Source organism: Streptomyces sp. CO7 (assembly GCF_053474865.1).
The window spans coordinates 13301-20856 of sequence record NZ_JBRIOU010000012.1; the positions used below are offsets into that span (position 1 = coordinate 13301).

At 75.7% G+C, this 7556-nt stretch carries 5 protein-coding genes; 4 read left to right on the forward strand and 1 reads right to left on the reverse strand.

Annotated elements, in window-relative coordinates; genetic code table 11:
• The first annotated feature begins 139 nt into the window (after positions 1-139).
• The 3 genes from ACOV8S_RS29655 to ACOV8S_RS29665 all read left to right on the forward strand — a co-directional run bounded on the left by ACOV8S_RS29655 (position 140) and on the right by ACOV8S_RS29665 (position 4312).
• Positions 140-967, forward strand: coding sequence for an MOSC domain-containing protein (locus tag ACOV8S_RS29655; RefSeq protein ID WP_448321569.1), 828 nt, complete (start codon positions 140-142; stop codon positions 965-967).
• Between the two features lie 175 nt (positions 968-1142).
• Entirely contained in the window at positions 1143-1742 is a 600-nt protein-coding gene (locus ACOV8S_RS29660) for an Rv1733c family protein (protein ID WP_448321570.1), read from the forward strand.
• Positions 1743-1858: 116 nt separating this feature from the next.
• Entirely contained in the window at positions 1859-4312 is a 2454-nt protein-coding gene (locus ACOV8S_RS29665) for a right-handed parallel beta-helix repeat-containing protein (RefSeq protein WP_448321571.1), read from the forward strand.
• Here ACOV8S_RS29665 and ACOV8S_RS29670 read toward each other — a convergent pair.
• Entirely contained in the window at positions 4272-6677 is a 2406-nt protein-coding gene (locus tag ACOV8S_RS29670) for a hypothetical protein (RefSeq protein ID WP_448321634.1), read from the reverse strand. The genes ACOV8S_RS29665 and ACOV8S_RS29670 overlap by 41 nt on opposite strands.
• A 441-nt stretch (positions 6678-7118) precedes the next feature.
• Here ACOV8S_RS29670 and ACOV8S_RS29675 point away from each other — a divergent pair.
• A partial coding sequence (locus tag ACOV8S_RS29675) for a DeoR/GlpR family DNA-binding transcription regulator (protein WP_448321572.1) occupies positions 7119-7556 on the forward strand: 438 nt, incomplete at its 3' end.

Here is a 7556-nt window from a genome sequence, read left to right on the forward strand (position 1 = left end):
CCCGTACGGTCAGCAGGCCCCGTACACCCCGCAGTACGGCCAGCAGGCGCCCGTCTCCTACCAGCCGCAGTACGGCCAGCAGGAGTACCGCGGCTACTGATCCGGGAGGGCGGTCCGGGCCTGATGGCACGATGACCGCATGGGGAAAGCGGAAGTTCATTCGATCCACGTACATCCGGTCAAGGCCTTCCGGGGACACGCTCTCCGGGAGGCCTTGATCGAGCCCTGGGGGCCGGAGGGGGACCGGCGCTGGGCCCTGGTCGACGACGGGGGAAAGGTCGTCACCCGGCGCCGGCATCCCCGTCTGGCCCTGGCCGCCGCCGAGCTCCTGCCCGGCGGCGTCCGTCTGTCCGCGCCCGACAGGGAGCCGCTGACCGTCCCCGTCCCCGACCCGGCGGCCTCCGGGGCGGCGGAGGTCGACGTCTTCGGCGCCCGGGTGCGGGGAGTGCTCGCCGAGGAGGCGGCGCACGCCTGGTGCAGCGCCTATCTGGACGCCTCCGTGCGCCTGCTGCACATGGACGACCCGGCGGTCGTCCGTCCGGTCGACCCCGAGTACGCCCTGCCCGGCGAGACCGTCTCCTTCGCGGACGGCTACCCCCTGCTGCTGACCACCCTCGCCTCGCTCGAGGCGCTCAACGCGGCGGTGGCGCGGGGCGACCACCCCGAGGAGGGCCCGCTGCCGATGAACCGCTTCCGCCCCAACCTGGTGGTGGACGGCTTCGAGGCCTGGGCCGAGGACGGATGGAACCGCCTGGCCGTCGGCGGCGTCCACCTCCGCGTCGCCCGGACGTGCGGGCGGTGCGTGGTGACCACCACCGACCAGGAGTCCGCCCGCCGTGGACGCGAGCCGCTGCTCACCCTCGGCCGCGTCCGCCGCTTCGGCTCGCAACTGGTCTTCGGCCAGTACCTGGTGCCCCTGACCACGGGCATCGTGCGGGTCGGGGACCCGGTCACGGTCCTGGAGTGAACGGGTCCCCGGCCCACGCGGGCCGGGGACCGGGTGCGGACGGTCCCGGGTGCGGACGGTCCCGGGCCCGATGCACCGAAAGGGTGAGGTCGCTCTCTTTGCCGGCGTTCGGTGGATGAACGGCCGGCGGGAGGGCTATCACGGAGAAGGACGACGGGGGGACGCGGTGGGAGCGATGCGTGGGATCTGGCGGTGGCGGCACAATCCGCTGCGGCGCACGACCGATCTGGTGGAGGCGTGGGCGGCGCTGGGCGCCCTGCTGCTGATCGCGGTCGCCGCTCCGCTCGCCGGCATGTTCGCCGGCTCCGCCGCGCACGACTCGCTCAGCCGTACGGCCCGTCAACAGCACGCCGCGCGGCACCGCGTGACGGCCACCGTCCTGAAGGACCCGGCGGTCTCCGTGCAGCTTCCCGGGACCGAGGGCCGCACGGCGGAGCGCGGCAGCCGGAAGCGCGTACTCGCCGCCTGGACCGCGCCCGACGGCACCCCCCGGCGTGCGCACACCTGGACGAGCCTGCGGGCCCCGGCCCCCGGACGGCACTTCACCCTGTGGACCGACCACCGGGGGCGTCCCGTCGGCCGCCCCCTCGACACCGGCGACCTGACGCTGCAGGCCGGTCTGGCCGGCGTCGGCGCGGCCCTGCTGACCACCGCGATCGCCGAGGGGGCCCGTCGCATGACCCTTCGTCACCTGATGCGGCTCCGCTTCGAGCGGCTGGACCGGGCCTGGGAGCGGGCCGGACCCGACTGGGGCAGGGCCGGTACCGGAAGCTGATCACGATCGTTCACCGGGCAACCCACCGTCGACGCGCGCGCTACGGTGGTCGGGCCGACACGTTCGGCCCAATCCGCTACATCCCGTGTACGACGAGGTGGGGACAGAAAAGCACCATGGCACAGGGCACGGTCCAGGTGACGCACACCGGCACGTCGCGGTGGCGGCGCCGCACGGGAGAGTACTCCTCGCTCGCCTCGGCCCTGGAGGCCGCGGGCGACGGGGACGTGCTCACCGTCTCCCCCGGCACTTACCGGGAGAACCTCCTCGTCCAGCGGGCGGTGACGCTCCGGGGGCCCGAGGGACAGCCGGGGGCCGTGCGCATCGCGCCCGCCGACGGTGTGCCGCTGACGGTGCGCGGCTCCGCCGTGGTGCAGGGACTGCACCTGGAGGGGCAGGACTCCTCGGCGCCGGCGCTGCTGGTCGAGGAGGGCACCCCGGAGATCTCCGACATCCGCGTGATGACCCGCTCGGCGTCCGGCATCGAGGTCCGCGGCTCCGCGCGTCCCACGGTGCGCCGCTGCTCGGTCGACAACCCGGCGGGTGTGGGCATCACCGTCACCGACGGCGCGGGCGGGCTCTTCGAGGAGTGCGAGGTGACGGCGGCCGGGCAGGCGGGCGTGGCGGTGCGCGGCGGGGCGCGGCCCCGGCTGGAGCGCTGCAAGGTGCACCACGCCGCCGGGGCGGGCCTGAGCGCCACCGGCGAGAACTCCTTCGTGGAGGCGGTCGGCTGCGAGATCTACGAAGTGCGCGGCAGCGGGGTGCAGATCACCGGCCGGGCCACCGGTCAGCTCACCGACTGCGACGTGCACCGCACGGCCGGGGACGGCGTCACCATGGACACCGACGCGGTGCTCACGCTGGCCGACTGCCGGATCCACGACATCCCCGAGAACGCGATGGACCTGCGCTCGCGTTCGGTGCTCACCCTCACCCGCACCAGCGTCCGGCAGTTCGGGCGCAACGGGCTGTCGGTGTGGGACCCGGGGACCCGGGTCGACGCCCACCAGTGCGAGATCTTCGACTCGACCGGCGACTACCCGGCGGTCTGGGTGAGCGACGGCGCGACGGCGGTGCTGGACTCCTGCCGGGTGCACGACGTGCCGGACGCGCTGTTCGTGCTGGACCGCGGTTCGCGTGCGGACGTGGTGGACAGCGACCTGAGCCAGGTCCGCAACACCGCGGTCTCGGTCAGCGACGGCGCGACCGCGCAGCTGGACGACTGCCGCATCCGGGACGCCGCCACCGGCGCCTGGTTCCGCGACCACGGCAGCGGGGGCACGCTCGCCAACTGCACGCTCAGCGGCACCCAGACGGGCGTCATCGTCACCAAGGGCGCGGACCCGACGGTGGAGCGGTGCATCGTCGACGGGCCGGCCGAGGCGGGGTTCTACGTGTCGGCGGGCGGCCGGGGCACCTTCGTCGGCTGCAAGGTGACCGGCAGCGGCGGCTACGGGTTCCACGTGCTGGACGGCTGCCGCACCGCCTTGCGCAAGTGCCGCACCGAGCGGTGCGCGCGCGGCGGTTACGAGTTCGCGGAGGCCGGGTCGGGCGGCGCAGGGGGCCCCGACGTGGAGGACTGCACCGGCGACGAGAGCGTCGGCGCCGGTTCCTCCCTCGCGCAGGGGTCCGCCTCCGGCGACGGCGCGGTGCTGACCGCTCCGGCGCAGGCGAGCACGGGCGGGCTGCTGGGTTCCGTGCCGGCGCCGAGAACCGGGGCTCCGGCCGGTCCGGCGGACGAGGCGGACGGCGCCCCGGTGCGGGCCGCCCAGGAGGTGCTGGGCGCCCTCGACGCGCTGGTCGGACTGGAGAGCGTCAAGCGGGAGGTCCGGGCGCTCACCGACATGATCGAGGTGGGCCGGCGGCGCAGGGAGGCGGGCCTCAAGGCGGCGTCGGTGCGCCGTCACCTGGTCTTCACCGGCTCCCCCGGCACCGGCAAGACGACGGTGGCGCGGCTGTACGGGGAGATCCTGGCCTCGCTGGGCGTGCTGGAGAAGGGGCATCTGGTCGAGGTGTCCCGGGTCGACCTGGTCGGCGAGCACATCGGCTCCACGGCGATCCGCACCCAGGAGGCCTTCGACCGGGCCAGGGGCGGTGTGCTGTTCATCGACGAGGCGTACGCCCTCTCGCCGGAGGACTCCGGCCGGGACTTCGGCCGGGAGGCGATCGACACGTTGGTGAAGCTGATGGAGGACCACCGCGAGGCGGTGGTGGTGATCGTCGCGGGTTACACGGAGGAGATGGAGCGCTTCCTGTCCGTCAACCCCGGCGTGGCGTCCCGCTTCTCGCGGACCATCAGGTTCGGCGACTACGGGCCCGGCGAGCTGCTGCGGATCGTGGAGCAGCAGGCCGAGGAGCACGAGTACCGGCTGGCGGACGGCACGGACGAGGCGTTGCTGAAGTACTTCGCGGAGATCCCCAAGGGGCCCGCGTTCGGCAACGGTCGCACCGCCCGCCAGACCTTCGAGGCGATGGTGGAACGGCACGCGGGCCGGGTGGCGCAGCTGCCCGACCCGAGCACCGAGGAGCTCAGCCTGCTCCACCCGGAGGATCTCCCGGCGCTGGACTGACGGGCGGCCCCGCCGGCGCCTCCGGGCCGTCGCTCCCGTCGCGGGGCGCGGGCAGACCACGCGGCAGCCGGGCGAGCAGCGCGGCGCGTTCCTCGGCGAAGACGGGGTCGGCCTGGTAGCCCCCGTGGCCGAGGATGGGCGAGGGCAGCGGATGCTCGGCGGTCCGGCCGAGGGAGAGCGGGTCCTTGAGCGCCGCCCGGTCGACCGGCGCGCACGGTGGGCAGCCGGCGTGACCGGCCCCGCCCGCCGCCGCGTGCGCCACATCCGCCGCGTGCGCCCTATCCACCGTGTGCGCCACATCTGCCGCGTCCGCCGCGTGCGCCGCGTCCCCCGTGTCCCTCGTGCCTCCGGTGCCGACGAGGACGGGGCCGCCGATCGGGTCGGTGCGGCGGTGCAGGTTGCGCCAGCAGTCGACCTCCTGGTGCAGACGGGCGAGCGCCTCGGGCCCGAAGTGGGCCGGGAACCATCGCCCGTACAGGCGCTCCAGCGGGGAGCCGTAGGTGAGCAGCGCGACCCGGGCGCGTACCGGGGCGGGCAGCTGCCAGGCAGCCGCCGCGGCCAGCACGCTGCCCTGCGAGTGCCCGGAGAGCACCAGCCGGCCGCCGGTGGCGGCGGTCCAGGTCGCCATCCGCCAGGTCAGGTCGGGCACGGCCCGCTCGGCGTAGCAGGGCGGCGCGAAGGGATGGGCGGCGCGCGGCCAGAAGGTGCCGACGTCCCACAGGATGCCGATGGTGCGGCGGGCCGACGCGTCCCGGTAGGCCCGGCGGCCGAAGGTGACGAAGAGTATGAAGCCCAGACCGATCAGCCAGGACCCGATGGCCTGGGCCACCTCGGCGAGCCCCTCCACGGGGGCGGGCGCGCCCTGTGCCGCGTCGGCGGGCGTCCGGCCGGTGCCGAGGGCGCCGGCCAGCGCGCCGGCCCCGAGCAGGAAGGTGACGGCGGCGACGACGCCGACGATCAGCGGGGCCCGGTCGGTCAGGGCGGCCAGCGCGCGGACCCGGGCCACCCGGCGCACCCGCACGGGGTCGTGCGGCTCGCCGGGGTGGTCGCGCAGCACCGCGGGGATCTCGCCGCGCACGGAGCGCCAGGCCCGGTGGCCGAGGACGGCCAGCAGCACCAGGACCACGACCGGCAGCAGCGGGATGACGGAGGCCTGCCAGGTCAGCACCACGGGCGGGCCGGCGAGGGTGCCGCTGCGGCCGTCGAGCCAGTCGGCGACCCGTTGGGCGACGCCCCCGGACATCACCCCGCCGAGGGCGCAGGCCAGCAGGGCGACCGCCGGACCCGCGAGTCCGCGCAGGGCTGCGCGCGGGTCGGGGCGCGAGCGGTGCAGGGTGCGGGCCACGGCGGCCAGCGCCACCACGAGCAGTCCTTGGGCGAGGCAGATCGCCCCGAAGACCGCGTCCCCGGCCAGGAGTCCGGCCGATCGCCAGCCGGGCCGGGACCAGGAGGCGTACACCAGCGCGAGGACCAGCAGGGCGGCGGCGCCGAGCGGCAGCACCCGCTGCAGGCGGGCGTCGAGGCCGTGGTCGATCCGGTGCTCGCTGCGGCCGCGGCGGCACACCACGGCCACCACGGCGAGGCCGGCGACGGCCAGGGCGGTCTCCAGAAGCCGGCCGAGCAGGTCGAGCAGGGCGGGGCCGCCCGCGCCGCGGTCGTGGCGGGCCGCGGCCGCGGTGACCGCCGCGGCGACGGTGAGCAGCGCGGCCGCGGTGTGCGCGGCGCGCAGCCGGGCGACCAAGCGGCGGCCGTACCAGAATCCGGGCCGCCCCAGCGGTGTGGCCTCGGCGCCCTCCCGGGGCTCGGCGCCGGCCGGCGGCTGCTGGGACTCGTACTCGCTCCAGGTGCGGTGCGAGAGGTACCAGAGCAGCACGGTCAGGGCGGTGGGCACCACGGCGGCCAGGGCCAGACGGCGGCCGGGTGCGCTCCACCAGCCCTCGGTGAGGAAACCCAGCCAGGAGTGGGCGGTGGCGCAGGCGGGCGTGCCGGCGCACTGCCAGGCGGTCAGGTCGAGGGCGACCTCGCAGGCGGCGGCGACCAGCAGCACGGTGAGGCTCAGCCCGGCGAGCCGCACCAGCGTCCCGTGGAGGCGGACGGCGCGGCCGAGGCCGTGGGCGGCAGGACGCATCCAGTGGGCCAGGTTGACGACCATGAAGGGGAGCAGCAGCAGCCACAGCGCGCGACTGCCGTTTCCGGAGGTGAGGTTGCACCAGACGTAGGCCTCCTGGACGGGGGCCGTGCCGTCGCCCGCGGGGGCCCTCGCGCCGGTCCGGGCGGCGCGTTCGGCGTCCACGTCGTCGGCGCGCCGGAACACTGCCGCGGTGCCGTCGCCCGTGACGCGGACCGTCCGCGGGTCGTCGAGCATCTCCGCCGGGGTGGTGCCGCCCACGCCGTGCACGAGCAGTTCCAGGGTGGCTCCGTCCGCCGGCGGGTTCTGGGCCCGCGGCGCCGGCGCGCTCTGCGTCGCCTGTCGAGATACCACTGCTGCTCCCCCGGTGACGTGTGGTGGCCGCGGTGTCCGGCGTGCCCTCCCGGCCCGCGGCATTCGAACATGTGATGCGGTGCTCCGCCCGTGGGATCTCCGTTCCCGCACCGCCTCAACCCTTCGTGACCGAATCTCCCCACGATCGGGTGAGTGCGGTGATCCGGCGGCGCACTCGGCCACCTGACCGCGCTTCGGCGTGTCGTGCGAGGATGGAATGTCGCCGGGCCCGGTGCCGGCGCGGGAAACGCCTGGTCACAGCGCCCGAGAGGCGCGGCCGGGGGCGCGGGAGCGGCCGCGCGGGAGAAGGGACGAGGGGTAGAGGTGGCTGAGCGGCAGAACCTCCTCGCGGAGCAACGGCGGGCGCTGATCCTGGACGAGGTCCGCCGCCGCGGCGGGGTGCGGGTGAACGAGCTGACCCAGCGGCTCGGCGTGTCCGACATGACGGTGCGCCGTGACCTGGACGCGCTGGCCCGCCTGGGCGCGCTGGAGAAGGTGCACGGCGGCGCGGTGCCCGTGGAGGGCACGGAGCCCACCGGGCACGAACCGGGCTTCGAGGAGAAGACCGGCCGGGAGCCCGCCGCCAAGGAGGAGATCGCCCGCGCGGCCGCCTCGCTGGTGACCCCCGGCTCCGCGGTGGCGCTCTCCGGGGGCACGACCACCTACGCGCTGGCCCGGGTGCTGGCCGGGGTGCCGGACCTGACGGTGGTCACCAACTCGGTGCGGGTGGCCGACGTCCTGCACACCGGCGGTGCCGTGGAC

Excerpts from the sequence above, each read along its gene's own strand:
- ACOV8S_RS29655 (WP_448321569.1), top strand. The coding sequence starts at position 140 with ATGGGGAAAGCGGAAGTTCATTCGATCCACGTACATCCGGTCAAGGCC.
- ACOV8S_RS29660 (WP_448321570.1), top strand. The coding sequence starts at position 1,143 with ATGCGTGGGATCTGGCGGTGGCGGCACAATCCGCTGCGGCGCACGACC.
- ACOV8S_RS29665 (WP_448321571.1), top strand. The coding sequence starts at position 1,859 with ATGGCACAGGGCACGGTCCAGGTGACGCACACCGGCACGTCGCGGTGG.
- ACOV8S_RS29670 (WP_448321634.1), bottom strand. The coding sequence starts at position 6,677 with ATGCTCGACGACCCGCGGACGGTCCGCGTCACGGGCGACGGCACCGCG.